This window comes from Altibacter lentus (assembly GCF_000746845.1).
In the GTDB taxonomy this organism is placed as follows: Bacteria; Bacteroidota; Bacteroidia; order Flavobacteriales; family Flavobacteriaceae; genus Altibacter; species Altibacter lentus.
In genome coordinates this window covers 191,848-215,501 of the sequence record NZ_KN050846.1, presented here as the reverse complement: position 1 = coordinate 215,501, position 23,654 = coordinate 191,848, and the positions used below count along the sequence as shown (strand labels likewise).

Sequence of the window (23,654 nt, the reverse complement as noted above, 5' to 3'; positions counted from 1 at the left end):
GGCTATACAAATTCGTCGTATACTTCGTCTTTTGGCGGAGGGACTACCTTTCCGAAGAGCTTTTCGCCCCAATCACTCCATCCGTATTTCCATGCCATGATCGCTAAAAATATTGGATAGATAATAATTACGGGCATGATAACATCTACCCCTGCAGAAGGTTCTGAAACATCCTTTAATATGGAGTTTGTTTGAAACACGGTCCAGTCTGCTGTCACCAGGAGAGCCGCCACCAGATTGTTCCCTGCGTGGAACCCAAGGGCCAGTTCCATTCCTTCGTCCATAAGGGTCATGATACCCAGAAAGAAACCTGTACCAATATAATAGACCATGATAATGTTCCCTATTTTGGACACTTCAGGGTTAAAAAAATGCAACCCACCAAAGATCACCGAGGTAACCACTAACGGAACCCATCGGTTTTTTGCGCCCACGCCAATCCCTTGCATTAAGTACCCGCGAAACAGGTACTCCTCAAAGCTGGTTTGTAAAGGAACCATGACAATGGCGATCACAGCAAGGATCAAGAACGGCACCAGATCAAACTGCACTACATAGTCCGCAGGATTCATATAGTAATCGATGCTTGTTAACACCACCGTTGCAACGGCAATAAGACCAAAACCAAACCAGACACGGCCCCAGTCGGTGCGTTCTCGGGAGGTGGTAACCGTTTTAAAAGGTTGTTTATGAAAATACCGCACGACCAGATAAAGCACTCCCAAGCCTATCGCAAAGCTCAACAGCATTAAAAAAAGTGTGAGATTAGAGTCCAAGGTCGTCATAAGCGTATTGGGGTCTTCAAGCGACGCGAGGTCACCCCCTTCCGCCATTACTTTGAATAGTACTAAGGCCAACAGAGGGATCGCCCCTAATTGAGATGCGATAAAAATAAGGACGCCACCCAAAAGATAGCGCCACCAGTCATGAAGGAAATAAAATGCTTGTTTTATGTACATGAATTATAGTTTAATTGGGGAATTCTTTTTCAATTTTTTGTTTTGGTTTCCATAGCTGCCAAGCCTGTAATGTCCCACTGTTCATTGGTCTCATAATACAACGCTCCGTTACGCACTTCTAAAGGCGATGCGATATTATTTTTAAACAGGCTGCCGGTGCCCAAACCTTGTGGCAATTTACTATTTTTTGTGAAGGTGAATTGTGAAATGGCGTTTAATCCTACATTACTTTCCAAGGCCGAAGTGATCCACCAACTTATGTCTAAATTTTCGGCAATTTCTATCCAAGAATCGCTCCCTTTGAAACCACCCACCAGGCTAGGTTTAAGTATTATATATTGTGGTTGTATGATTTGTAGCAGTGCTTTTTTTTCTTCAGAAGCGAAGATACCAATAAGTTCTTCGTCGAGCGCGATGGGTAGTGGTGTGTTCTCACAAAGTTGTGCCATTTCCTCCCATTGTCCTTGTTTTATGGGTTGCTCTATGGAGTGGATTTGAAGATCGGACAAATATTTAAGTTTTTCTAATGCTTCGGAAGGGCTAAATGCCCCGTTAGCATCGACACGAAGTTCTATTTCTGAAGCAGAGAATTCCTTCCGAAGCGATTTCAACACATCCAATTCGGTCGTAAAATCGATCGCTCCTATCTTCATTTTAATACACTTAAAACCTGCTTTCAGTTTATCACGGATCTGTTTTTTCATAAAAGACGCATCGCCCATCCAAACAAGTCCGTTAATAGGTATAGGCATTTTGCCATGCGTAAATTGTGAAGGAAATAAAACAAAGGGATCTTTAGCCTCCAATGAGAGAAAAGCCGTTTCTACACCCAGTTGAATGGAAGGAAATTGTGTAAGCGCTTTATATAATGCCTCCTCTCCAAGGTGAATGTTGTCGCAGGTCCATTGCAGTTGTTCTTCATAATCCGGACGATCGTCTATTGAAAGTCCGCGTAGAAGCCCACATTCTCCAATGCCCCGGCGTTCCCCGTCACGCAAAGAAATATAGAAGGTTTCTTTGCTATTGAGGATTCCCCTAGACGTGCCGCTGGGGCGTTTAAACCGGAGGGTGTGTTTGTAGTAGGAAGCTTTTAGCATGGAAATAGAACCCTTCGACAAGCTCAGGGTAACAATTAAAGTTTAAAGTTCTAAAGATTCCCCAATTCCCAGAAGCATAAGGTCTTTGCCCGCATCATAGAATTTTCGCTTGGCTTCTTCGTGGTCGATCTCTATATACCCGAAAGTATCGTAATGCACGCCCAGTACCTTGTCGCATTTTACAAAGTCGCTTGCCAAAATAGCATCTTCGACGCCCATCGTAAAATTGTCGCCAATAGGGAGAACTGCCAAGTCTAACGAAACACGCATAGGGATGAGTTTCATGTCCATGGTCAACGCTGTATCTCCGGCGATATAGATATTCTTGTGCTCTCCTTCAATAACAAAACCGCCCGGCTGTCCGCCGTAACTCCCGTCGGGAAAAGAGCTTGTATGGATCGCATTTACATACTTTACCTTTCCAAATTCAAAGTCCCAGCTACCGCCGTGATTCATGGGGTGCACATTAAAACCTTTGTTCTCATAATGTGTAGCGATCTCGTAGTTACTTACAATCATAGCGTCGGTGCGCTTGGCGATCGCTTCTGCATCGAGAATGTGATCTTGATGGGCATGGGTCAATAGAATGTAATCGGCCTTAAGGTCTTGAATATTCACTTTGTCTTTGGATAACGGATTTCCCGAAATAAAAGGATCGACAAGAACATGCGTGCCGGACACTTCAATGGCCAAGCTGTTCTGACCGTAGAATGTAATTTTCATGATAGTGAAATTTTTTCTTAAAGATAAATCTAAAAGATTTGGGTAGCAAAAAACAGTGCCGAAAATAAGAAAGTGCTAAGCGCCACTTTTTTTAATTCGGGGTCCAGCAATGCGGGAGCTTTATTCTTTAGAACGGTGATGATGTTGAAAAACAGCGGTATGAAAGCAAGTAGCGGAAGATAGTCCCAATATCTTTCGGCATTCAAGAAAAAATAAATACCCGCACATCCAAAGGCACAAAGCAGTAACAAAGTATGATAGCCCTTTACTCTTTTGCCTCCCAACACTACGGCAAGAGTATTCTTATTCACTTTTGCATCGGCCAAACGATCACGCATATTGTTCAAGTTGAGCACTGCGGTACTCAGTAATCCAATAGTGATGGCGGGCAACAAAATAAAATTTGAAAGCTCCTGAGTAAACAGAAAGTAACAGCCCATCACTCCCACCATTCCGAAGAAAATAAAAACAAATACATCACCCAGAGCACGATAACCATAAGCACGCTTCCCCACAGTGTACGTAATAGCAGCAATAATAGCGGCGATCCCGAGATTAAAAAATACCAAGGACAAGACAAAATTATCATTCCCAAAGGCTAAGAATATGAGTAAACTGGCTAAAAGTAAGGTGATGGCGGCAGTAACGGCCATGCCTGTTTTTAGTTCTTTCGCGGTAAGCAATCCGCTTTGCATAGCTCTTGCGGGTCCCACACGGTCTGCGTTATCGGTTCCCTTCACGCCGTCCCCATAGTCATTCGCAAAATTAGACAGCACCTGAAATCCCAGGGTGGTAGCCAAAGCCAATACAAAGATCGCCCCGGAGAAACTGTTAGCATCGAGCGCAACAGCAGCAGCGGAAATAATTCCTGAAACGGACAAGGGCAAGGTTCGTAATCGGGCGGCAGCGATCCAGGCACGTACTTTTGTCATGCTTTATTATTTTGATGCTGCAAAAATACATTTAAAATAAAAAACCTACCTCATGGAAACCTGGTAGGTTGTTCGTATTTTAAAATTAAACTAACGTACATTACAATACTCTTTTTGAAAATCCTTGCGGCTTTCTTACATTTGGGCATATTGTTAAAATAACAACCAAAATGACCAACACCACACGTTATCACTTAGGATTACTGCTACTGCGCATAGGTTTTGCAGGTATGATGCTTACACATGGTATACCCAAACTAATGAAACTACTGGGTGGAAATTTTGAATTTGGAGACCCCATTGGTTTGGGGGAACCAATTTCCTTGGTACTTGCCGTAATAGGAGAAGCGATCTGTCCTTTATTGATCATCGTTGGCTTTAAGACCCGATGGGCAGCCATTCCCGCATTTCTAACTATGGGTGTGGCCGCATTTATTGTGCATGCGGATGATCCCTTTGCTTCCAAAGAAAAAGCCTTGTTATATCTGGTGGCATTTTTAGTGATCGCGCTTCTGGGAGCGGGGAAATATTCTCTCGACCGGAACTAATAGAAGATCTTCACTAGCAATTCCTTTAAAAGGTCACCCTGAGAAAGATTTGCTGCCCCCACTCCTTTGCTCTTCATATCGATCTCGCGAATAGAAGCAATAACAGCACTCGCTTTTTTCATAGGATAATGTTGGGAAGCCATCTCATAATCCTTAATGAAATAGGGACTAACACCCAACACTTTAGCCGCCTCCCCTTTATTGGACAACGCATGATATTTTAAAACTTTCGAAAAGAAACTATAAAGCAACGCAATTGTCATTACCAAAGGGTGGTTCTTCGGATTTTGCGCAAAATATTGAATAATGGTGAACGCCTTTTGAATGTCCTTGTTCCCAATAGCATTTTGAAGCTCGAAATTGTTAAAATCCTTACTAATACCTATATTTTCCTCTATGAGATGAGGGGTGATCTGTGCTCCCGGTTTTAGGATGAGCTGTAATTTTTTCAATTCGTTATTCACCTTACTAAGGTCATTGCCTAAAAACTCCACCAGCATTTGTGCCGCTTTGGGAGTAATGGTATATCCTCTACTAGCAAGCACCCGCCGTATCCAGTCCGGAACCTGATTCTCATACAATTTCTTACTTTCAAAAAGGACACCCGATTTCCCAATGACCTTGGCAAGTTTTCTGCGTTTGTCCAACGTCTTGTATTTATAACACACCACGAGCACTGTGGTGGGTTGCGGATTTTCGGCATAAGAGACCAAATTCTCGATCGTTCGAGAGAGTTCTTGCGCCTCTTTTACGATCACCACCTGTTTCTCTGCCATCATGGGGTATCGTTTTGCCTGACTTACTATATCCTCGACCGTGACATCCCGACCGTACAATACCATTTGATTGAACCCCTTTTCTTCTTCGGAAAGGACAGATTCTTCAATGAACTTCGCAATACCATCGATATAATAGGGTTCCTCACCCATTAAAAAATAAATAGGCCGAATGACTCCGGATTTGATTTCGCTGATAATGGATTTGGCTTTGTCTAAGGGCACAAGGTTTTCTTTTTAATTTATGAAAAATCCTTCGGAAATTGTTATTTTGCCGAATGCTGAAATTGAATTTTCCCGGCTATTCCTTTCGTTTCAAAAGTAACGAAAACAAACCATTGATTTTTGATCAAATCCGAAAAAAATTCGTTGCCCTAACGCCGGAAGAATGGGTCCGACAGCATGTGATTCGATACCTCCTTTCAGAAAAAAAGTATCCTGCTTCACATATCAACGTTGAAAAAAAGATTCAACTCAATCAAACCACAAAACGATATGACATCGTGGTATATAATGCAGACGGAAGTATTCATTTGATCGTTGAGTGCAAGGCTCCCTCCATAGCGATCACTCAAGATACTTTTGATCAGATCGCACGTTACAATCTGGTTTTAGAGGCAGATTTTCTGTTGGTCACCAATGGCTTAAACCATTATTATTGCAAACTGGATTATAGCGCAGAACGTTATGATTTTTTACAAACCATTCCCGCCTATGAATCTAAATAAAGAACGTTCTTTGTGATGATGAAGACTGCAGTGGTCATATTGAACTGGAACGGCAGAAAATTGCTGGAGGAATTTCTTCCATCGGTAGTAGCATACTCAACAGAAGCTACCATATATGTCGCAGATAATGCGTCCACCGATGACTCTGTCGCCTATCTAACTACGCAATTCCCAATGGTAAAGATCATTCAGAACAAAAGGAATGGCGGCTATGCCCAAGGATACAATGACGCCTTGCAACATCTCACCGAAGATATCTTTGTCCTTCTCAACAGCGATGTAGCAGTTACCCCGGGTTGGCTACCGCCTGTGATCGCAGCATTCCAGGAGAATCCTGAACTTGTTGCCGCGCAACCAAAAATCCTCGATTATAAGAATAAGGAATATTTTGAGTATGCCGGTGCTGCAGGAGGCTATATCGATAAACTCGGCTATCCGTACTGCCGTGGCCGTATCTTTCACACACTGGAAAAAGATGAAGGTCAGTATAACGATACTGTAAATATTTTCTGGGCGAGTGGTGCTTGTCTATTCATACGCCGGACCGCCTTCTGGGAAGCCGGGGCACTGGATGCCCACTTCTTTGCACATCAAGAAGAGATCGATCTCTGCTGGCGATTACATGCTAAGGGCGGGCACATCAAGTATATTGGGGCTTCACACGTTTTCCACCTAGGCGGCGCCACCCTAGCTGTGGCTAATCCTAAGAAGACGTTTTACAATTTTAGAAATACATTACTGGCGCTTGTTAAAAACGTAAAGGGAGTTCGCTTGTGGTGGCTTTTGTTCCAGCGAATGATTTTGGACGGTGTTGCTGCTTTTCAATTTGTGTTTCAAGGAAAAATCCATCACTTTGTGGCTGTTTTTAAGGCACATCTTAGCTTTTATCGCCTACTTCCTATATTTCTGAAAAAGAGAAAGATACACGCAACAAATTTCAAATATTACAGAATAAACAACATTGTTTGGCGGTATTTTGTTCTGAAAAAAAGAACCTTTTCTAAAGGCTACTAAAATTTTACTTAAAGTTGTGTTAATCGTTATGATAGCTAGCCTCCATTTGATAATTTTGGGTAACAATTTAACACTTTAAAAAGAACAACAATTATGAAAAAACTATTGATATTGGCGATCTGTTCCAGTTTTGTCCTTACCTCATGTGTTTCGAAGAAGAAATACGCAGAGTTGGAAGAGAAGCAAAAAAATACGCAGGACATGTTGAACACGGCAACGGTGAAATTAAACAGCTGTTTGACCGACAAGGCAGCCTCAGATGCGAGAGCACTGGCGCTTGAGCAACGTCTTGCCGACATGAAGAAAACGAACGAAGATCTTATTCAAAGTTCGAAAGACCTTACAATGTTAACCGCCAAAGGTGCAACCAACCTTGAAAAGTCTTTGGAAAGCCTGAAGGAAAAAGATCTAAAGATCACTCGCTTACAAGATGCACTTAATAAGAAGGACAGTGTGACACTAGCGCTAGTGACCAGTTTAAAGCGTGAAGTAGGTATTAACGACCCAGATATCGAGATCGATGTGGAAAAAGGTGTCGTTTATATTTCACTTTCAGACAAGGTTATTTTTAAGAGTGGAAGCTACCAGATTTCTTCTCGTGCAAGAGAGATCTTAGGTAAAGTTGCCAAAGTGATCAACGGAAAACCTAATTTTGAAGCAATGGTAGAAGGTCACACAGATAATGTTCCCTACCGTAACGGATTGTTACTGGACAACTGGGATCTTAGTGTGAAGCGTGCTACTGCCATTGTTAGAGAACTACAAGACCTGGGTGTTAGCCCCAGTCGCTTAGTAGCTGCCGGACGTGCAGATTACGTGCCGCTAGTACCTAATGATACTGCCGAGAACCGCTCGATTAACAGACGTACAAGGATCTTAGTATTGCCTAAAATCGATCAGTTCTACGACATGATCGAACAGGAAATGAAAACCTTGGAAGGTAAATAATATCAATTGTTCTTACATATATAAAAACCCGGCGCCCTGCCGGGTTTTTTGTTTTTTAGATAAGACGCCTAGAAGATTTAGTAACTCTTAATTATTTCTTACTTTTATATACCTTCTATAAATCAATAATCATTAAATAAAGACCCATGAAAAAAATAGCATTACTCCTACTTTCAGTAACCTTTCTCGCTTCTTGTGTATCGAAAAAAGATTATATTGAACTGGAGAACCGGTACCAAAAATCACAAGATCTATTGAATTCCACTACGGTGAAGTTAAATAGCTGCCTTACCGACAAGGCTGGTTTAGAAGCGCGCGCCAATTCTTTGGAAGAACGACTCGCCGATCTCAAAAAAACCAATGAAGACCTCATACAGAGCTCCAAGGACCTCACCATGCTTACGGCACAAGGGGCTTCCAACCTTGAAAAATCATTGGAAAGTTTAAAAGAAAAGGACCTCAAGATTTCCCGACTTCAGGATGCGATTAGTAAAAAGGATAGTGTCACACTGGCCCTGGTGACCAGTCTAAAACGAGAAGTTGGTATCAACGACCCGGATATTGAAATTAGTGTTGAAAAAGGCGTCGTGTACATTTCGATAGCCGATAAATTATTGTTCAAGAGCGGCAGTTATGAGATCTCTGCCCGAGCGAATGAAATTCTGGCTAAAGTTGCCACAGTGATCAAAGGGAAGCCAAATTTTGAAGCCATGGTAGAAGGACATACCGATGATGTTCCCTATAAAAACGGATTGCTTCTTGACAACTGGGACCTAAGTGTGAAGAGAGCTACTGCTGTAGTACGAGCCCTTCAGTCGCAAGGGATCGATCCGGGCCGACTTGTAGCAGCGGGACGCGGGGAGTACGTTCCATTGGTTCCCAACGATACGGCCGAAAACCGTGCGACCAACAGACGTACCCGTATTTTGGTCCTTCCGAAGATCGATCAGTTCTACGAAATGATCGAAGAGGAAATGAAAACCCTTTCCGAAGAAGAAAAAAAATAACACCAGAACACACAGGAACCCGGCTCAGGTCGGGTTTTATTGTACAATAAATTGCCTATCTTTAGACAATTCGCATCACACCGAAAATAAAAATGAATAATATAACACATACCTCATGAAAAAATTCCTTTTACCCCTAGTAGCTGTATTGCTCCTTAGTTTTACTGCTTCTGAAAATAAGCTTACCGAAGCCGAAAGAGATTTTGCCATCTTTGAATTGAATAAATCCCGCGAGCTGTTGCTTACCGCACTGGATGGCCTAACCGAAGCACAACTCAATTACAAGAGCAGTCCTGAAAGTTGGTCGATCGCCGAATGTGTGGAACACATTGCTATTTCTGAAAATAATATCTTCGGAATGATGCAAGGGAATTTGAAGTCTGAAGCCGATGCTTCAAGACGTGCTGAAGTGAAAATGAACGACGAGCAAGTCCTCAAGGTGATTACCGACCGAAGCAATAAGGTTAAAACCCAGGAGCCTTTCGAGCCAACCGGTAAATTCGGTTCCTTTGAAAAGACCCTTAAAAATTTCAAGGAAAAGAGAGCCGATAACATGAAATATGTACTTACTACGGAAGACGATCTTCGCAACCGCTACGCTGTCCTTCCATTCGGGACGCTTGATCTTTATCAGGTAATTCTCTTCATGTCCGGTCACACCGAAAGACACGTGCTTCAGATCCAGGAAATCATGGAGGATGCAGACTTCCCGCAGGAATAGGCTACTAATTACCTCTAAAAATATCGAACTCCGGCTTTACCGGAGTTCATTTTTTATGTACTTTGTATTGTATTATGGGGTCTTCAGAAAACATCATTGAGAAATTCTACGAAGCATTTGCCAATCTCGATGCAGAACGCATGATCGAGTGGTATCATACCGATGTCACTTTCGAAGATCCTGCTTTTGGAATTTTAAAGGGAGCCCAAGCCCGAAACATGTGGCGTATGTTATGCGAAACGCAAAAAGGGCAGGATTTCACGGTACAGGCTTCTAATATTGAATTTAATGACACCCGCGGAAAAGCCCGTTGGGAGGCTTATTATACGTTTTCAAAAACCGGACGACGCGTTCATAATATCATCCATGCCGAATTTGAATTTAAGGACGGCAAGATCATTAATCATGTAGATCGTTTCAATTTGTATCGCTGGGCTAAGCAATCAATGGGTTTTAAAGGCTTTTTGATGGGGTGGACCGCCTTTTTCAGAAAAAAATTGAATAAGAAAGTTCGTCACTACCTTTCAGAATTTGAAAACAAACAACACAACGAAAAAACTCTTATCCGCTAGCTTATTCAGGACCTTATAAAGTTGATTACTATTTTATTAAGCAGCTCGGTATGTGTGAAAACACATCCGTGTGGCGCGCCGTCGATCACCTGCAACATGCTGTTGCGCACAAGTTCATGTCCTTGCTGTGACGTAGGTTCCATAGGGACAATGTCATCGGCATCTCCATGTATAAAAAGAGTGGGAACATCGATCTTCTTCAAATCATCACGCAGATCGGTCTTACCGAAGGCATCGATGCAGTCCAGGGTGGCCTTTGGAGAAGCTCCGGCAGCGATCCCCCAGTTATAGTGCAATTGGCTTCCGCTTACGTTATCTTTATTGTCCTTGTAACTAAAGAAATCCTTTCCGAATTCTTCCAAGAACCCAAGTCGGTCCTTTTTGATCGCCTCTTTAAATTCTTCAAACGTTTCAGCCGGCACGCCCTTTGGATTATCGTCGGTTTTCAGCATAAAGGGTGCAATAGAGCTAATAAAGACCAATTTCGATATTTTTGTAGTTCCAAACCTGCCGACATAGCGCGCCAGTTCACCGCCTCCCATGGAAAAGCCAATTAGAATGACATCGTCCAAATGTAATGATGTGATAAGATCGTTCAGATCATCCGACATAGTATCGTAATCATATCCGTCCCAAGGTCGATCGCTGCTGCCAAACCCTCTGCGGTCATAACTTATACACCGAAATCCGGCTTCCACAATGTCTTGCTTTTGATATTCCCACATGGCGTGGCTTAGTGGCCATCCGTGGATCAATATTACCGGTTGTCCGGTACCGTAATCTTCGTAGTACAGATTAACAGCATCATTTTCGTTGCGTGCTTGTGAAGTTGTCTTAATGTATCCCATAATGCGTTATTTTTCACATTAAAATACTACAGTTCGCTCTTTATAAAAAGTTCTAAAGCGTGTTTACCATAAGTTTAACGGGGGTTGTTAAAAGAAACTAAATCTCCAGACTTCCCTTTCCTTCCCGAATTAGCACGGGCTGATCACCGGTAAGGTCTATCACTGTAGAAGCAATATTACCCCCATATCCTCCATCCACGACCACATCGACGAGGTGTTCCCATTTTTCGAAGATAAGCTCGGGGTCTGTGGTATATTCGATGACCTCATCGTCATCCTTAATAGACGTAGAAATTATGGGATTGCCAAGTGCCCGTACGATCGCCTGAACGATCGAATTTGCCGGAACCCGAATCCCTACTTCCTTCTTTTTCTTGAAGACGGTGGGAAGATTATTGTTTCCGGGCAGGATAAATGTGTAAGGTCCCGGAAGGGCGCGTTTTAATATTTTGAAAGTGGGACTGTCGATCTGTTTCACATAATCTGAAAGATTACTTAAGTCCTCACACACAAAAGAGAAGTTAGCTTTTTCTAATTTTACGCCCTTTAGTTGAGCAACCCTTTCTAATGCACGGTTGTTCATGATGTCACAGCCTAACGCATATACGGTATCACTGGGGTAGATCACCAAGCCTCCATCACGTATAATATCGACTACTTTCTTTACATCCTTCGGATTGGGGTTTTCTTCGTAGATTCTAATAAATTCAGCCATAGTCAAACAATTTTGATCGATCATTAAAGATACCGCTTCGCCGGATAAAATTCAATAAAAATGTATTAGTCCTGTCGTGTCACTTCACTTTCAAGTTTCAGCACAAGGGTACCATCGTCCTGTTCAATGAGCAAAGCCTTATTGGAGGGAGTTCCTTCTCTTGTTACTTCAGTACCGGACAGGGACCTGCTTACCTTCTTTGTAAACGATTCCTTCACTACACCCCGGGCAGTTCCCTGCCCCCATTTCCATTGGATCTTTGTTCCTTTTCGGATCATATCTCTTTTTTACCTAAAAATAAGGCTTCAAAAATAAAATTCGGTCTTTCTAACGAATCCTTAACATAAAAAAATCTTTTGAACGTTAAGGGGTGTAAACACATTTCAATGAAATCGTTTCATTTTCTATTGATACCTCTATTGGTCCTGTCCTTTTTAAGTGTTTCCTGTTCTTCGGAAGGAGAGCAGAACGGGTCGCAAGAGGAACAACCCCTTTTAGCCAAAACCGAACTGAACGTACCATACGGTCCTTCTTCACAGCAAGTCTACGACCTGTACCTTCCCGAAGGGCGATCTTCGACGTCTACAAAGGTGCTCGTGTTGGTTCATGGTGGCGGCTGGACCGGAGGTGATAAAGCCGATATGCAACAATTTGTAACCCTGTTGCAACAAGAACACCCCAATCATGCCATCGTGAATATGAATTATGTGTTGGCAACCCTTTCTACGCCCGCTTTTCCCAATCAGTTTTTAGACATCAAAAAAGTAATAGAAAAATTATCCGCAGAAAAAGAGGTATTGCAAATCCAGCCAACGTTCGGGTTGATAGGAACCAGTGCCGGGGCGCATTTGTCCTTGCAATACGATTATGTTTACGATACCGGCGATCAAGTAACCTTTGTGGCCGATATTGTAGGTCCGACAGATTTTACAGATCCATTTTACGCAAATGATCCTAACTTTCAGTTGGCATTAGAAGCGTTGGTCGATGAGAGCGCATATCCGCCGGGGACCAATTATGCCCAAGCTGTTAGCCCGGTTTTTCAGGTAAGCAACCATAGCAGTCCATCCATTTTATTTTATGGCTCCAAAGACCCTCTTGTACCGCTTACTAACGGCGAAAGACTTCAGCAGGCATTGAGTCAACACGATGTGACTAACAGTTTTTCTGTATATGAAGGCGGACACGGGGATGATTGGAGTGCTGCCAGTATCGCCGACCTACAAACACAGCTATCGGCTTTTATCAATGTAAATCTGGCTATTGAGGACTAATCCAATACATTGAGCTTTGCGAATCGAAGTAGTAGTTTTTTGAGTCCGCCGTTCTCAAATTGGATCTCGGCTTTGGTATCGGCACCTACCCCCTCGATCTTTAAGATCTTTCCTTTTCCGAAGCGAACATGCTCTACTTTCGTTCCTTCACTTAAATTGGCGTCCTTCGCGTTAAAATTCTTGTCGGAATCACTGCTCACAGGTTTTAATCGACGCAGTTTCCGCAGTTGATCTTGCGTTGGCCCCTTGGGCGGGCTTCCTGCTGCAGGTTTTTGAAGCCGTAATTTACTTTTATCTACCTCACCAAAGATATCGGCATCTAAGAGTGGTTTGTACCTATGTTCTGTGACGGGTGTTAGATAGTGCAGGTAATCTCCTTCGATCTCTTCAATAAAACGGCTGGGTTCTGCATCGATCAATTTACCCCATCGGTAGCGAGATTGGGTATAAGTGAGGTACGCTTGTTTCTCGGCACGTGTTAAAGCCACATAGAAGAGGCGGCGTTCTTCCTCCAATTCACTGCGCGTATTCATACTCATGGCACTGGGGAATAAGTCTTCCTCCATACCCACGATGTATACATACGGAAACTCCAACCCCTTAGCCAAATGAACAGTCATGAGTGCAACGCGGTCCTCGTCTCCCTTTTCATTGTCGAGATCTGTTGCCAGGGCCACATCTTCCAGAAACTCTGCAAGCGAACCTGTGGTATCTGCCAGCTCTTTTTGTTCCTCGACAAAATCCCGCATCCCGTTCAACAATTCTTCAATATTCTCGATACGGGCAATCCCTTCGGGAGTACCGTCCTTTTTCAGTTCTTGCAGCAGTCCGGTTTTCTTTGTTACGTGTTCGGCTATCTGAAAGGCATCGTAGTTTGTATTAAGTATCTGAAAACTTTTGATCATCGTCACAAAATCCTCTAGCTTGGCTTTTGTTCCGCTATTGATCTTCAGGTCGATCTTTTCAATATGCTCCATGACCTCGAACATGGAACGGTTGTAATGATTGGCAGCTACGATCAACCGGTCGATCGTGGTCTGTCCGATACCACGAGCAGGATAATTGATGACCCGTTTTATCGCTTCTTCATCCTTCGGGTTCAGGATAAGTCGTAAATAGGCGATCACATCTTTGATCTCTTTCCTCTGATAGAAACTGAGTCCGCCGTAGATTCGATAGGGAATGTCTTTCTTCCGAAGTGCATCTTCCATCGCTCTTGATTGTGCATTGGTACGATATAAAATGGCAAAATCTCCATTCTTTAACTGATGGTTCATTTTATTCTCGAAGATCGAGCTCGCCACAAAACGTCCTTCGTCCCCATCGGTCATAGTTCGATTTACAAGTATCTTGTTCCCTTCATCATTGGCAGTCCAGACTACCTTCTCCAATCGTGTCTTGTTCTTTTCTATAATGCTGTTGGCTGCGTTGACAATATTCTTGGTCGAGCGATAATTCTGCTCTAAGCGAAAGACCTTGACATCGTCATAGTCTTTCTGAAAGTTAAGAATGTTATTGATGTTAGCACCTCGAAACGCATAGATACTCTGGGCGTCATCCCCTACCACGCAAATATTTTGAAAACGGTCGCTCAAGGCGCGTACGATAAGGTACTGACTGTGATTGGTATCCTGATACTCATCGACAAGAATATAGCGAAACCTGTTTTGATATTTTGAAAGCACGTCCGGAAAACGGGTAAGAAGTTCGTTCGTCTTCAGCAAAAGATCATCAAAATCCATTGCACCTGCCTTAAAACACTTGTCGACATAGGCCTTATACACATCCCCCAACCTGGGGATCTTTGCCATGGCATCGGCTTCCATCAGTTCCGGATTATTAAAATAGGCTTTAACGGTAATAAGACTGTTCTTATAGGAAGAGATACGTGAATAGACCTGCTTGTATTTATATATATCCTTGTCTAAGTTCATCTCCTTAATCACGGCCCGTATCACACTGTGAGAATCCTGAGTATCGTAAATTGTAAAATTAGAGGGATATCCCAATTTGTCGGCTTCAAACCGCAGGATCTTAGCAAAGATACTGTGAAAGGTGCCCATCCATAGATTCTTTGCTTCACTGTTCCCAACGATCTGGGCGATCCGCTTCTTCATCTCACGCGCAGCTTTGTTGGTGAAGGTAAGCGCCAGGATATTGAAAGGATCCACTCCTTGCGACATAAGATATGCGATGCGGTAGGTCAACACACGTGTTTTTCCCGATCCGGCACCCGCAATCACGATCATCGCTCCATCCTTTTGCAAAACCGGAGCGCGCTGTGCTTCATTGAGTTGTTCTAAATACTGTTGCAATTTTTTCTGAAGAAATTTGAATGCGAAAAATAGGGAAATTCGTGCAAAATCACAGGGTGAATGGCTACTAATTATAAACAGCCGCTCCAATTTTTGGTTTGCTGAAATTTAAATATCTTTAGCTGAAATATTCCAGCTATGATTCGATTTTGCCTACTACTACTTACTTTTCTAATTTCTGCTGCGGCATTCCCGCAAATGGACAAAGCTTTACTGAAGGATATTCAGGACATCGAAGATCAGGTGATCCAATGGCGACGTTATTTCCATGAGCATCCCGAGCTGTCGAATAGAGAGTACAAAACCGCCGAAGCAATCACCAAGCACCTTCGTTCCTTAGGCCTGGAAGTGACCACAGAAGTAGCCAAAACAGGGGTTGTGGGAATACTGAAAGGAAAAATGCCCGGTAAGGTCGTTGCGCTGCGTGCAGATATTGACGCACTTCCCGTCACCGAACGGAACGATCTTCCCTTTAAAAGCACTGTTACCGATACGTTCTTGGGTACAGAGACAGGAGTGATGCATGCCTGTGGACACGATGCCCATATTGCTATACTTATGGGTGTTGCCGAAGTGTTATCAAAAAACACAGACCTCATCAAGGGAACGGTAAAGTTTATATTCCAACCCGCAGAAGAAGGACCACCGCCCGGTGAAGAAGGCGGCGCAAAGCTTATGATCAAAGAAGGTGTCTTAAAAGATCCGGATGTGGATGTGATCTTTGGACTGCATATAAATTCTGGCACCGAAGTAGGTACCATAAAATACAAACCCGGTGGCATGATGGCTGCTGTAGAACGATTTGTTGTGACGGTGAACGGAAAACAATCACACGGTTCGGCACCCTGGACCGGAGTGGACCCCATTCTCATTTCAGCAAAGATCATTGACGGGTTCCAGACCATTATAAGCCGAGAGTCCGATCTCACAAAGGAAGCAGCGGTGATCACTGTGGGTAAGATCACCAGCGGGGTGCGATTTAACATAATTCCCGAGAGTGCCGAATTGATCGGGACGGTTCGAACCTTGGACCCGAAGATGCGTGACCATATCATTAGACGAATGACAGAAATGGCCCAAGATATCGCCAAGGCCTATGGCGGAAGCGCATCTATCGAGTGGCAAAACAATACAGCTGTGACCTTTAACGACCCGGATCTAACCGCTCAAATGCTTCCCACTCTTCAGAAAATAGCAGGAAAAGAAAATGTTTCTTTAATGAATGCAACTACCGGGGGTGAAGACTTCTCGTTCTTCCAGGAAATTGTCCCCGGTCTTTATTTCTATCTGGGTGGCATGACACCCGGAACCGCAGTTCCCTACCCTCACCATACACCCGATTTCATAATTGATGATTCAGGTCTGACGTTAGGAGTGAAAAGTCTGTCTCAGCTAACCTTAGACTACCTAAACAATCAATAGATGGAAACAGTGCTGGATTTTTTTTCATCGGTGCCATGGTGGGCATGGATCCTTGTATTTCTCTTTATAGTAGCTGTTCGTGATGTGTTTTTTAATAAGCGCCACACGATAAGCCACAATTATCCTGTCGTGGGGCATATTCGTTATATGCTGGAAAGTATTGGTCCTGAATTACGGCAATACATTGTTGCCAATAACCGTGAAGAGCTTCCCTTTAACCGAATTGAACGTGGCTGGATCTATGCTTCGGCAAAGAACGAAAACAACTACGAAGGCTTTGGCACCGACAGGGATATCTATGAACCCAACTACATTTTCATTAACAATGCCATGCTTCCTTTTAAGGTTGAAAAAGGACATCCTAATGCCAAGGACCCCTACTTTGTTGCTTCAGCAAAAGTAATAGGCGCGTACAATAAACGAAGAAGACCATATCGCCCCGCTTCGGTGATCAACGTCTCTGCCATGAGTTTTGGATCCCTTTCTGCCAGAGCAGTGGAGTCACTAAACATAGGATGCAAATTGGCCTCTGCGTATCACAATACCGGTGAAGGTGGACTTTCGCCTTATCATAAAAAAGGGAGTGATATCGTCTTTCATTTTGGGACGGGTTATTTTGGCGTGCGTGATGACGAAGGTAATTTTTCCATGGAAAAAATGGTTCAATTGGTTCAAGATTACCCTCAAGTACGAGCCATAGAGATCAAATTGTCCCAGGGTGCCAAACCGGGAAAAGGAGGTGTTCTTCCGGCTGCTAAGATAACCCCTGAAATTGCGAAAATCCGTCACGTACCCCTGGGAAAAGATGTGCTCTCCCCTCCTACACATTCAGCTTTCGATGGCGTGGATGGTCTGTTGGAGTTCGTGGAGGCCATTGCGCATGCTACCGGATTACCCGTTGGGATTAAGTCGGCTGTGGGAAAACTCGACGATTGGGAAAAACTTGCCGGATTGATGAAGGAGACCGGCAAAGGACCGGATTTTATCACAATTGATGGTGGCGAAGGCGGGACCGGAGCTGCCCCACCCAGTTTTGCAGACCATGTGGCGCTGCCGTGGCTTTTTGGTTTTGCAGAAGTCTACAAGATATTTAAGAACCATCAATTAACCGAACGTGTTGTATTTATTGGAAGCGGAAAACTTGGGTTTCCTGCAAGAGCGGCCATGGCTTTTGCTATGGGTGCGGACATCATTAATGTAGCTCGTGAGTCTATGTTATCCATAGGATGTATCCAGGCTCAGGTATGTCATAACAACAGCTGTCCCAGTGGTGTTGCCACGCAGAACAAATGGCGCCAAAGAGGTATCAATATTGAGGATAAGTCGGTGCGTGCACAGTTCTATTTCAAAAACTTCAGAAAGGAATTGTTGGAAATGACACATGCCTGCGGTTACGAACATCCCTGCCAGTTCACCATGGACGATGTAGAACTGAGCGTGGGTGACAAGAATCTTTTAAAAACCTTGGGAGAATCCTTTACCTATAACAAAGTTCCCGTACCCTTCAATGGCGTGAAGGAACAACAAGAATGTCCTCATTTAGGAGGGAATTATAATCGGAAAGAAGAAAAGAAAGAAGTCAAGAAGTTGAAGAAGGAAGATAAGGTGCGTTATTAGTTTTTACTTCCCTATTAGCTGTAAAAAGGCTTTTCGATAGGTTTTTGAGATAGGAACACGCCGGTTACCGTCAAGAACGACATAGCCTTCATTTTCAAAACTACGTACTTTCTCCAGATTGATAATATGAGACTTATGACATTTAAAAAAAAGCCGACCCACCTCTTTTTCGAAGCGTCCAAGGTTATAGGAGCTGAGAATTTCAGAAGTATCGGTTAAATGAATCTTCGTATATCCGTCGCATCCTTCCAGGTGCAACACTTCTTCTTGAGGGATGAACGAAAGACCTTTAGCCGTAGGCACAATAAGTTTGTCACTTTTACTGAAAGTTTCATGAAGAATGTCTACAAGTTTATGATGCATTTCATTTTGTGATTTCTCCTTAATGTTTGCAAGTGCCTTTTGAACGGCTGTTTTCAATTCTTCGGAATCGACCGGTTTCAGGATATAATCCACAGCAGATCGTTTCAAGGCTTTGAGTGCATATTCATTGTATGCGGTTACAAAAATAACCTGAAAGCTTATGGTTTCTAATGCGGCCAAAAGTTCAAAGCCATTCATTCTGGGCATTTCGATATCTAAGAATACTATATCGGGACTCTTTTTTTTAAGTGCTACAATTGCTGTTTCGGGCTTTTGATATGTTTCCAGTATCTCGATCTCCGGAAACAGTTTTTCCACTTTATGCTGAAGTCCTTTTAAAGCTGAGATCTCATCATCTATAATGATTGCAGTTGTTTTTTTCATAGCATTCGTTTTATTGTGAACGTGGTGCAATACCCTCGGTTGAGCTGTGAAGGATCGACTTCGCCTTGGGTCATCGATATTTCCCATTGCCCTGATTTGTTCAATTGCAGGATGCGTTCTTCGAGCACCTGTGAAGATTTCAATCTTTTATCTGAAACGCTTGTACGCTGCACCACGCCCACACCGTCATCCTCGACCGAAATCTGTATCGTTTGAGAAGAAATGTAGTTGAACCTAATATGTACTTTTCCGGCTTCCGTTTTATTAAAAATACCGTGATTTACCGCATTTTCCACTACCGGCTGAAGAAGCATGGTAGGTATTGAAAATGCTTCGGAAGAGATCTTCTTATCGAGATGCACCGCATACTGCAGCTTCTCTTTGAATCGCATTTTTTCAATTTCCAGATAGTTCTTCAGCAAGGAAATTTCTTCTGCTACCGAAATTTCTTTCTGTTTGGACAACTCGAAAAATTGACGGATAAGCCTTGAGAACTTGACCAAATATCGTTCAGAGGTTTCCATTTCATTATTATTGATGTAATACTGAATTGCTGCCAGAGAATTAAAGACGAAGTGGGGATTCATTTGAGATCGCAATGCATATAATTCATTTTCGGCTAGTTTTTTTTCGGCTTGTATCTTTTGGGTCTTTTTAGCGAGTTCGTGTTTTCTTATTAAAAACAGGACCATTCCTAAGATTACAATCGCCAAAATGAACATCCCTGCTTTAAAAAGCATTGTCTGATGCCATAACGGAGTAATCTCAACTTCGAAAGTGGCGCGCTTATCTTCGCATTTAACCTCCAATTTGTATGGAGCCGGTGCTAATTCATTAAATGTAATGGTTCCCGAAGCAGTAGAAGACCATTGTTGTTGTATGGGTAATAAACGATACTCATAGGAAACTTTCGTATGCTTTGGCGCATAATTTATCTGGTCTACCGAAAATGTAAGCGATGAATTAGAGCGATACTCCGTAACGGGTTGCTCATTCGAGAGTATTTGATCTCCATAGCTAACCTTTGAGATATAAATGTTCAGCAAATGTGATTTTTGTTTGGTCTCGGTAGGCACAAACACAATCCCGGTATCCGTACTGGCAATAAGGGTATCATTGACCGTAAAAACTGAATTGATTTTTTTGGAAGGTAGTCCGTCACTTTCATCAAACTTTCTTTTTAAGGTATACCGCCCGTTGTGTTTTTCATATTGAAGGACACCCTGTTCTGTTGCAAGCCACACCATGTTATCCTGTACATAGGCATCTTCAATACTAGCAAAATCTGAACGTTCCAAAAGGTAGGTTGTTTCAATATCGGTTATATACGCTCCAAAACCGTCGGTACCAATAAGCAACTGGTCCGACCCTATGTGTGAGAGCGTGAGAATGGGATACGAGAGCAATGCTTCATCAGGTTGTACCGTATGTATAGCATCATTGGATAGAAGCCGCAGTCCGTTCGAGGTTCCCATGTACAAGTTATCTTTAAAGATCGTCATACTCTTAATCCCTACCTGCGGCCACTGTTTCTCAATTTGCAAGGTCTCAGGATGCAAACGCTCCAATCCGCCTGCGGTATTTCCAAAAAGCGATCCCTTCCAATATAAAAGAGAGCGTAATTGTCTGTTTCTCGCTATGGTTTTAGGCGATTCCTTTAAGTTTTTTGTGGTTAAGATATTATTTTCAGTAGTAAAGAAATAACGATCTACTTCTGGAATATACATGGCATTGTATAAGAACCCTTTTTCTTTGAGGTAAGGTACAAATGTTTTTGTGGTGAGGTCGTACAAATAAAAACCTTCATCGTATACATTGGCTATCAATTTCGACCCTACGCTTCGTAAAGCTTTAACCTTTTTATCTTCAAAATAATAGTGGTTATTGCGTTTCTCAACAGGTAGCATATACACTCCATTGTTAAATGTAGCGATCCAGATATTTCCGGAGCGATCTTGGAACGAGAAATGCGACTGGAATGCTTGCGGAATGTCGACCAGGCTTGTCATGTGATATGTATCATCCAACAGAGCATTAAAATGAAAGCCTGTTAGTTGCAATGTTTGGTTCACATAATGATTCCGTAGAAAATTTGGATGTTTAGGACTGTTGGTATTCCTAAAATAACGAATGTAGAGCTCTTCTTTATTGAAGTCCATGACGGCATACCCTTCGTCGTATAATAAAAAGCCCAAAGAATCCTTATTGCGATACTTTAAATTTGTGGCCCCGTCCTTTTTGGTTTCATGAAAGCGTTCAAATAACTTCGGAAAGGCTTTAGGAATCTTTGAATTTGTATGCTCCATCGAAAAGGACTCCCAGCACGAAGCCGATAAATAAAACCATTCATTCGAATTACCTAAAACAACGGTATTGCCATAGGTATTGGTCGAAGTAGGATAAAGAACATCCCCTGCTTCACAAACCGGGAAGCGATAGACACTATCGTTATAAATATATCCTAATTCCGAAGCTTTTGAAAAATACCAGATCTTCCTGTCGGGCGTTATTCGAATATCCCAAATATCGTTTGAGGGCAGCCCATTCCGAGTGGTAAAATTTTGAAACTTCGATCCGTTAAACTTGGAAATTCCCTTGTCGGTGATTATCCAAATAAAACCGTCTGCATCCTGGGTAATACGATAAACATGGTTGCTTGGGAGACCGTGTTCTATATTGTAGTTCTGATACCGTTGAGCGAACGAAACATTCCAAATAAGCAACACAAATAGTAGCGATATTAGGAATGTTCTTGTGTTCATATCAATAAATAACTGAATTTTCTGAAGATGACCTCTGCTACTAAAATTACGCAAAAAATATCTTGAACAGCTGTACTACTTGACAATCAGTTTCTTTATAGTATATCTCCCGTCTCTCAATTGAATCTTCAAAAAATAAACTCCTGAAACTACTGTGGATAAAGAAATATTCTCCCCGGAACTTAGCGTACCTGTAAGAACCACGCGCCCTAACGAATCTAGCAGGTGGTAAGAAGACAGATCCATACCGTACACATAAACATGCTGTGAAGCGGGATTAGGATACAGTTTTATAGCCGGCAGCTCATTATCTGAAACTGCCAAGGTATCATCACATATTCGTTCTTGAACATTGAACGGACTGGCGACAAGCTGTAATGTTCCCATACTGGGGGTTACATGCCCCGTAGTGCCTATAATTGAATTAAATACCAATGGCTGTAGCGTTAACGACTTGTCCAAATTCACACACTCATTATCCATAGATCCGGGAACCGCAAACAACTCGGCCGCTGTAGTCGAATTGGGTGTGGTACGGTACCCTGCGTGGTACAAATAAGTGCCCGAACCATCGTTTAACGTATAGGGAAGGCTTATATCCGGGTAATAGATAACAGGTTGCTGAAAACCCCAGAAGTTAAACTCTTCGGGCCCATGCTCTACGTGAGGCACCAGATATTGACGTGTACCTCCCGTTATCGCCCCGGTGTTCTTGTTGAATTCATGAACAAATACATTTGTTTGTCCAAACTGTGGGTTGTTAGAGCCATCTACCCACGATTCATCGCGGTCGTATCCCGATATCAATAGTGTATTGGGATTATTGAATGATTCCATGATCCTAAAAGCATATGTATTAAGATCGTTTCCGGTTAAAAACCAACTACCGGGGTCGATGACTCCGGTAGCATCCGCCAATTTAGTAACACCAAAATAATGTGTTTGTGAATAATTACAAAGCATGAATATTTGTTGGGAATTACTGTCGTAGTAAGCATCGACACTTACATCTTGAGAGTTACCAAAGATGTAGCTTTGATCCCAAAGCGGATTCCCCAGAAAATCGATTTTGTAAGCAAGGACGCCCTGTTGATCAACTCCGGGAGTGACCTGACCGGTAATACTTCCCGTAAGAAAAAAACCAGTGGGTGTTTCGGTAATGTCATTAATAAAGTCGAAATCGAAAGTCCCGGCCGTGCTATTATTATTCTCAAGTTCAATGGTCCATATAGGGGCCAGATTCATATCGGTTCTTAACACAAAACCTATGTTCAAAGCACAGCTAATATCGGTTGCTTGACAGGCGCCAAAGAGCCCTACGACCAAAAATCCCGGATCTGAAACCGTATCATTATTGGCGTCGCTATTTGTTTGAACAATTTTAAACCCTTGTGAGTTGAAGCCCGGGTTCACAATGTCATAAAAATGCGCATTTAACACGGCTCCGTTACTGGCTTGTATCTCTGCAATGAAGGTGCTTCGTTTTCCACTGCCGTCTGCCACATACCCGGTTGCGTAGATTTTGTCTACAACGTTCACAACATCAAGTACTCTCACTTCCGGAAAAACGGCATCGGTATACGTGTTGGACCATTGTATCGTTCCTGCTGCATTCATACGATGGATCGCCATGAGTTGTGTAGTAAAGTTGGTGTCGAAAATATTTGCTGCAATCGCAAAATCATTTGAGAGGTCATTGATCGTTTCTATATTGATATCGTGATAAAATCCATTAGCCACTTCCACATTGGTTTGAAACGGTTGACTGTAGATCGTTAAAGAGAATAAGGAGATCGAAAATAAGAATAGCGTTGTTTTCATGACACATACGTTTGGTTGAGATAGGGAAAGTAACAACCTATCACATAAGTAACAAGACGCATTCCATCATCGCATCACTTCATATAACGAACGATACGTTTCGTTACA

The 23,654-nt window shown here is 42.7% G+C and carries 22 protein-coding genes; 10 read left to right on the top strand and 12 right to left on the bottom strand.

The genetic code is table 11. The features are described from left to right. Nucleotides 1-2: 2 nt before the first annotated feature. From JS40_RS01175 to menA, 4 genes are read right to left on the bottom strand one after another with little or no spacing between them, the layout of a single operon-like run. Complete coding sequence (locus tag JS40_RS01175) at nucleotides 3-959, bottom strand: CPBP family intramembrane glutamic endopeptidase (protein ID WP_034257783.1); 957 nt, start codon at nucleotides 957-959, stop codon at nucleotides 3-5. A 29-nt stretch (nucleotides 960-988) separates the two neighbouring features. Continuing rightward, nucleotides 989-2,056 (bottom strand): o-succinylbenzoate synthase, encoded by a 1,068-nt coding sequence (gene menC, locus JS40_RS01170; RefSeq protein ID WP_034261876.1) that lies wholly within the window; start codon nucleotides 2,054-2,056, stop codon nucleotides 989-991. A 42-nt stretch (nucleotides 2,057-2,098) separates the two neighbouring features. Next, nucleotides 2,099-2,779: a metal-dependent hydrolase gene (locus JS40_RS01165; RefSeq protein WP_034257782.1), complete on the bottom strand. Its 681-nt coding sequence runs from the start codon at nucleotides 2,777-2,779 to the stop codon at nucleotides 2,099-2,101. 29 nt (nucleotides 2,780-2,808) lie between these two features. After that, nucleotides 2,809-3,711, bottom strand: coding sequence for a 1,4-dihydroxy-2-naphthoate octaprenyltransferase (gene menA, locus JS40_RS01160; RefSeq protein ID WP_034257781.1), 903 nt, complete (start codon nucleotides 3,709-3,711; stop codon nucleotides 2,809-2,811). A gap of 170 nt (nucleotides 3,712-3,881) precedes the next feature. Between menA and JS40_RS01155 the strand changes: the two genes are divergently transcribed. Continuing rightward, complete coding sequence (locus JS40_RS01155; protein WP_034257780.1) at nucleotides 3,882-4,259, top strand: DoxX family protein; 378 nt, start codon at nucleotides 3,882-3,884, stop codon at nucleotides 4,257-4,259. Here JS40_RS01155 and holA read toward each other — a convergent pair. Beyond that, nucleotides 4,256-5,260 (bottom strand): DNA polymerase III subunit delta, encoded by a 1,005-nt coding sequence (gene holA, locus JS40_RS01150; protein WP_034257779.1) that lies wholly within the window; start codon nucleotides 5,258-5,260, stop codon nucleotides 4,256-4,258. The genes JS40_RS01155 and holA overlap by 4 nt on opposite strands. 53 nt (nucleotides 5,261-5,313) lie before the next feature. Between holA and JS40_RS01145 the strand changes: the two genes are divergently transcribed. From JS40_RS01145 to JS40_RS01120, 6 genes are all read left to right on the top strand, one after another. Next, the gene (locus JS40_RS01145; RefSeq protein ID WP_034257778.1) at nucleotides 5,314-5,763 is read left to right on the top strand and encodes a type I restriction enzyme HsdR N-terminal domain-containing protein; all 450 of its coding nucleotides are present in this window, start codon (nucleotides 5,314-5,316) and stop codon (nucleotides 5,761-5,763) included. An 18-nt stretch (nucleotides 5,764-5,781) separates the two neighbouring features. Further along, entirely contained in the window at nucleotides 5,782-6,777 is a 996-nt protein-coding gene (locus tag JS40_RS01140) for a glycosyltransferase family 2 protein (protein ID WP_034257777.1), read from the top strand. Between the two features lie 93 nt (nucleotides 6,778-6,870). Beyond that, nucleotides 6,871-7,725: an OmpA/MotB family protein gene (locus JS40_RS01135; RefSeq protein ID WP_034257776.1), complete on the top strand. Its 855-nt coding sequence runs from the start codon at nucleotides 6,871-6,873 to the stop codon at nucleotides 7,723-7,725. Nucleotides 7,726-7,871: 146 nt separating this feature from the next. Continuing rightward, complete coding sequence (locus tag JS40_RS01130) at nucleotides 7,872-8,732, top strand: OmpA/MotB family protein (protein WP_034257775.1); 861 nt, start codon at nucleotides 7,872-7,874, stop codon at nucleotides 8,730-8,732. Between the two features lie 115 nt (nucleotides 8,733-8,847). Next, nucleotides 8,848-9,453, top strand: coding sequence for a DinB family protein (locus JS40_RS01125; protein ID WP_034257774.1), 606 nt, complete (start codon nucleotides 8,848-8,850; stop codon nucleotides 9,451-9,453). 74 nt (nucleotides 9,454-9,527) lie between these two features. Further along, nucleotides 9,528-10,025, top strand: coding sequence for a nuclear transport factor 2 family protein (locus tag JS40_RS01120; protein ID WP_034257773.1), 498 nt, complete (start codon nucleotides 9,528-9,530; stop codon nucleotides 10,023-10,025). A gap of 5 nt (nucleotides 10,026-10,030) precedes the next feature. On the opposite strand, the gene JS40_RS01115 is transcribed toward JS40_RS01120, so the two are convergent. The 3 genes from JS40_RS01115 to JS40_RS01105 all read right to left on the bottom strand — a co-directional run bounded on the left by JS40_RS01115 (nucleotide 10,031) and on the right by JS40_RS01105 (nucleotide 11,866). Then, nucleotides 10,031-10,873: an alpha/beta fold hydrolase gene (locus tag JS40_RS01115; RefSeq protein WP_034257772.1), complete on the bottom strand. Its 843-nt coding sequence runs from the start codon at nucleotides 10,871-10,873 to the stop codon at nucleotides 10,031-10,033. Nucleotides 10,874-10,970: 97 nt separating this feature from the next. Further along, nucleotides 10,971-11,588 (bottom strand): L-threonylcarbamoyladenylate synthase, encoded by a 618-nt coding sequence (locus tag JS40_RS01110; protein WP_034261873.1) that lies wholly within the window; start codon nucleotides 11,586-11,588, stop codon nucleotides 10,971-10,973. A gap of 65 nt (nucleotides 11,589-11,653) precedes the next feature. Continuing rightward, nucleotides 11,654-11,866, bottom strand: a complete 213-nt coding sequence (locus tag JS40_RS01105; RefSeq protein WP_034257771.1) for a hypervirulence associated TUDOR domain-containing protein — start codon at nucleotides 11,864-11,866, stop codon at nucleotides 11,654-11,656. 78 nt (nucleotides 11,867-11,944) lie between these two features. Here JS40_RS01105 and JS40_RS01100 point away from each other — a divergent pair, with 78 nt between their 5' ends. Continuing rightward, entirely contained in the window at nucleotides 11,945-12,862 is a 918-nt protein-coding gene (locus JS40_RS01100; protein WP_262482534.1) for an alpha/beta hydrolase, read from the top strand. Here JS40_RS01100 and JS40_RS01095 read toward each other — a convergent pair. After that, on the bottom strand, nucleotides 12,859-15,177 hold the full coding sequence (locus JS40_RS01095) for an ATP-dependent helicase (protein ID WP_034261870.1): 2,319 nt from the start codon (nucleotides 15,175-15,177) through the stop codon (nucleotides 12,859-12,861). The two genes, JS40_RS01100 and JS40_RS01095, sit on opposite strands and share 4 nt — an antisense overlap. 198 nt (nucleotides 15,178-15,375) lie before the next feature. On the opposite strand from JS40_RS01095, the gene JS40_RS01090 reads away from it, so the two are divergent. Next, complete coding sequence (locus tag JS40_RS01090) at nucleotides 15,376-16,599, top strand: amidohydrolase (RefSeq protein ID WP_233273970.1); 1,224 nt, start codon at nucleotides 15,376-15,378, stop codon at nucleotides 16,597-16,599. Continuing rightward, a complete protein-coding gene (locus JS40_RS01085) occupies nucleotides 16,600-18,216 on the top strand; it encodes an FMN-binding glutamate synthase family protein (RefSeq protein ID WP_034257768.1) in 1,617 nt (538 codons plus the stop codon). It begins immediately after the preceding gene. Between the two features lie 3 nt (nucleotides 18,217-18,219). Here JS40_RS01085 and JS40_RS01080 read toward each other — a convergent pair whose 3' ends face one another. From JS40_RS01080 to JS40_RS01070, 3 genes are all read right to left on the bottom strand, one after another. Then, nucleotides 18,220-18,963, bottom strand: coding sequence for a LytR/AlgR family response regulator transcription factor (locus JS40_RS01080; protein ID WP_034257767.1), 744 nt, complete (start codon nucleotides 18,961-18,963; stop codon nucleotides 18,220-18,222). Then, nucleotides 18,960-21,725 (bottom strand): sensor histidine kinase, encoded by a 2,766-nt coding sequence (locus JS40_RS15000; protein WP_084677411.1) that lies wholly within the window; start codon nucleotides 21,723-21,725, stop codon nucleotides 18,960-18,962. Before JS40_RS15000 ends, JS40_RS01080 begins: the two co-directional genes overlap by 4 nt. 75 nt (nucleotides 21,726-21,800) lie before the next feature. Further along, on the bottom strand, nucleotides 21,801-23,546 hold the full coding sequence (locus JS40_RS01070) for a T9SS type A sorting domain-containing protein (RefSeq protein WP_034257766.1): 1,746 nt from the start codon (nucleotides 23,544-23,546) through the stop codon (nucleotides 21,801-21,803). Between the last annotated feature and the right edge of the window lie 108 nt (nucleotides 23,547-23,654).

Coding starts and splice junctions, on each gene's coding strand:
- JS40_RS01175 (WP_034257783.1), bottom strand. CDS start 959: ATGTACATAAAACAAGCATTTTATTTCCTTCATGACTGGTGGCGCTAT.
- menC (WP_034261876.1), bottom strand. CDS start 2,056: ATGCTAAAAGCTTCCTACTACAAACACACCCTCCGGTTTAAACGCCCC.
- JS40_RS01165 (WP_034257782.1), bottom strand. CDS start 2,779: ATGAAAATTACATTCTACGGTCAGAACAGCTTGGCCATTGAAGTGTCC.
- menA (WP_034257781.1), bottom strand. CDS start 3,711: ATGACAAAAGTACGTGCCTGGATCGCTGCCGCCCGATTACGAACCTTG.
- JS40_RS01155 (WP_034257780.1), top strand. CDS start 3,882: ATGACCAACACCACACGTTATCACTTAGGATTACTGCTACTGCGCATA.
- JS40_RS01145 (WP_034257778.1), top strand. CDS start 5,314: ATGCTGAAATTGAATTTTCCCGGCTATTCCTTTCGTTTCAAAAGTAAC.
- JS40_RS01140 (WP_034257777.1), top strand. CDS start 5,782: ATGAAGACTGCAGTGGTCATATTGAACTGGAACGGCAGAAAATTGCTG.
- JS40_RS01135 (WP_034257776.1), top strand. CDS start 6,871: ATGAAAAAACTATTGATATTGGCGATCTGTTCCAGTTTTGTCCTTACC.
- JS40_RS01130 (WP_034257775.1), top strand. CDS start 7,872: ATGAAAAAAATAGCATTACTCCTACTTTCAGTAACCTTTCTCGCTTCT.
- JS40_RS01125 (WP_034257774.1), top strand. CDS start 8,848: ATGAAAAAATTCCTTTTACCCCTAGTAGCTGTATTGCTCCTTAGTTTT.
- JS40_RS01120 (WP_034257773.1), top strand. CDS start 9,528: ATGGGGTCTTCAGAAAACATCATTGAGAAATTCTACGAAGCATTTGCC.
- JS40_RS01115 (WP_034257772.1), bottom strand. CDS start 10,873: ATGGGATACATTAAGACAACTTCACAAGCACGCAACGAAAATGATGCT.
- JS40_RS01110 (WP_034261873.1), bottom strand. CDS start 11,588: ATGGCTGAATTTATTAGAATCTACGAAGAAAACCCCAATCCGAAGGAT.
- JS40_RS01105 (WP_034257771.1), bottom strand. CDS start 11,866: ATGATCCGAAAAGGAACAAAGATCCAATGGAAATGGGGGCAGGGAACT.
- JS40_RS01090 (WP_233273970.1), top strand. CDS start 15,376: ATGGACAAAGCTTTACTGAAGGATATTCAGGACATCGAAGATCAGGTG.
- JS40_RS01085 (WP_034257768.1), top strand. CDS start 16,600: ATGGAAACAGTGCTGGATTTTTTTTCATCGGTGCCATGGTGGGCATGG.
- JS40_RS01080 (WP_034257767.1), bottom strand. CDS start 18,963: ATGAAAAAAACAACTGCAATCATTATAGATGATGAGATCTCAGCTTTA.
- JS40_RS15000 (WP_084677411.1), bottom strand. CDS start 21,725: ATGAACACAAGAACATTCCTAATATCGCTACTATTTGTGTTGCTTATT.
- JS40_RS01070 (WP_034257766.1), bottom strand. CDS start 23,546: ATGAAAACAACGCTATTCTTATTTTCGATCTCCTTATTCTCTTTAACG.